The organism is Microcoleus sp. AR_TQ3_B6, from assembly GCF_036702785.1.
In the GTDB taxonomy this organism is placed as follows: Bacteria; Cyanobacteriota; Cyanobacteriia; order Cyanobacteriales; family Microcoleaceae; genus Microcoleus.
This window is the reverse complement of the sequence record NZ_JAUBVJ010000222.1, coordinates 1-2,092: the sequence shown is the minus strand read 5'-3', so window position 1 is coordinate 2,092 and position 2,092 is coordinate 1. Positions and strand designations below refer to the sequence as shown.

At 51.4% G+C, this 2,092-nt stretch carries 2 protein-coding genes; one reads left to right on the top strand and one right to left on the bottom strand.

Features of this window, described 5'->3' with window-relative positions:
- Positions 1 to 444: 444 nt before the first annotated feature.
- Complete coding sequence (locus QUB56_RS36790) at positions 445 to 1,788, bottom strand: RNA-directed DNA polymerase (RefSeq protein WP_332961284.1); 1,344 nt, start codon at positions 1,786 to 1,788, stop codon at positions 445 to 447.
- Here QUB56_RS36790 and QUB56_RS36785 point away from each other — a divergent pair.
- Positions 1,709 to 2,032 carry a hypothetical protein gene (locus tag QUB56_RS36785; RefSeq protein ID WP_332961285.1) on the top strand — a complete coding sequence of 108 codons (324 nt, stop codon included), beginning with the start codon at positions 1,709 to 1,711 and terminating at the stop codon, positions 2,030 to 2,032. The genes QUB56_RS36790 and QUB56_RS36785 overlap by 80 nt on opposite strands.
- Positions 2,033 to 2,092: the final 60 nt, after the last annotated feature.

Sequence of the window (2,092 nt, the reverse complement as noted above, 5' to 3'; positions counted from 1 at the left end):
AGCTTACGGGCAAGCCGCCTGCCTGGGCGCGGTGGGCATCGGGGCCTACAGCGCTGCGTTGAATGGGCTGTGGCTTGATCGTTCGGGGGAGGTTTGCAGCAGTCAACTGTGAGGCGGAGGCGCTTGCGATATTGGAATCTCGTTGCGCGCGACACGGGAGATTCATATGCAAGGATCTGCGCCACTGATCTTTGGACTTTGCACAAGGCAGAGCTTGAGAGTTCGACGGATGACAGCGGCTTTGCTGGGACGGTGTCCGAAATCGGCCAGAAGCAGCCAGTCACAGCAAATGAAAGCGGACGTTCAAGGCCCTGGTTAACCGGCGCCGGAGCACGAAGTGCGGAGGGTACCGACATAGGCCATGAAAATGCCGATGGCATGGCCTATGTCGGCGTCCGCGTTGAACCTACAGTTAGGCTGGGGCGCGTAGTGGAAGGGTGTGATTTAAACGACAAAACTGACATTCGCAGCCTTTAAGTCGGCAAACGCTTTGGGTACTGAACAGAAATCAGAGCCAATGTGCCCTTGCTGGTGCAATTGATATAAGACAATCCAATATCTGTCTAGTGTGTACGCATCGCTCTTGTCCAGCGTGGTCGTCCAGTTGACTATCTTCGGTAAATGTTGCCCAGTCAAAAATAGGCAGAGAATCGCGATGCAGTCGTTTGTTTTGATTACTTCGTCGGCGGTGGTTGATGGAATTGCAATGTTGTACTTTTTTGCGTAATACAGGGTCCATGCCATTGCATCAGATCGGTGGCGTGCAGCGCTGTCTCCTAGGATGTCTAGGATCCTTGAAGGAAAGCGGATGGCGCCCCCTATCTTGGTGCTGTCGAATAGCTTCTCCAGTAGAGGAAGCAAAACCGGGTTTGTAGGTGAAAGTACAAGTAGGTAATCAAGGGTCGTGACCTCTGCGGAAGCCGTTAATGGGCTTCGTACAAGGGCGCTCGCCGCATATTTGAGAATGCTTCCATCGGGGAATTGGCTGGCAAGAGCGGATGCAAACTCGAGATAGTTTGTGCATCTGTAAGAGTCCAAGCTACCCCCGGTTGGCAGTCTCAGCGCGAGTTCAGATGCCCATCTATCGCCAAAAGGAGTAACTGGTGTGATGATGGAGGTTTTTCGAGCGTTTAGGCGCATCTTGAACACGCCCAGTTCTTCGTCAAGGCGCCTGATGAAACGTTCAGCTTCATCAAATGAGTCACAGTAAAAGGAGTAGTCATCAATGAATCGAGACATTCCATTTGTTGCGGCTCCACGCGCGAAGTGAAATTCTGGTGCGAGCTTCTTATCCACCTCCGATAGAATAATTTCAGCGATGATGTTCGATGTTCCTGGGCCAATTGGGATGCCTTGGGTTTCATCGCGTGTACACCGCCGAGTGTGTTTATCCAACGTGTTAAACCATCCGCCTGTGGTGCTTGCTTTAGCCGCTGCGACACCAACCGCAGCCCAAGGAATTGCATGGGTGTAGATGCTTCCAAAGCAAGAGGTAATATCAGTTCGTGCCGCATACCTCTTGTTGAATGCGAGGTCCCGAACCCGAGTCGCTCGTGCCGCGAATCTTTCATAGTCCATGATGATGATTCGCCCATCTTTATGCTGTCTTGGGCGAATCATGCTCACATGGGAGTTTTGAAAAGGCTCAATTACATTCCAATTGTCGACAATGCACTTTGCGAGTTGTGCGTATGCAATTGGGTGCGGAATGCTGTATGAGCGCGATACAGAATTGAATTTGGTTGCTTTGTATTCCACGCTGTCAAAGCCGCGTCCCCTTGGCTTCATGGAAAGAAGCGGGGCGGCGGCGGCAGGCGTAAACGTCGCTGAGTCGAAGATGGGGGGAGTTCTTCCTTATATCTGCGTTGCGCTGGCAGATAGTTGTGCCCAAGCAATGCTGTATGGACGAATGCAGAAGGTATTGCCATTAGTTTGCTTATTTGAACGTTTGGTCGATCAGGCGTTTGCGCTATTGCCAAAAAATTATTGTGAGGCGCTTTTTTACTCGCATGGACGGCCTAACGTAATTTAGACCGCAAAACCTGCGGGATAAACTGGACCATGCGGGATATTCTGGACACTGATTCCTCCT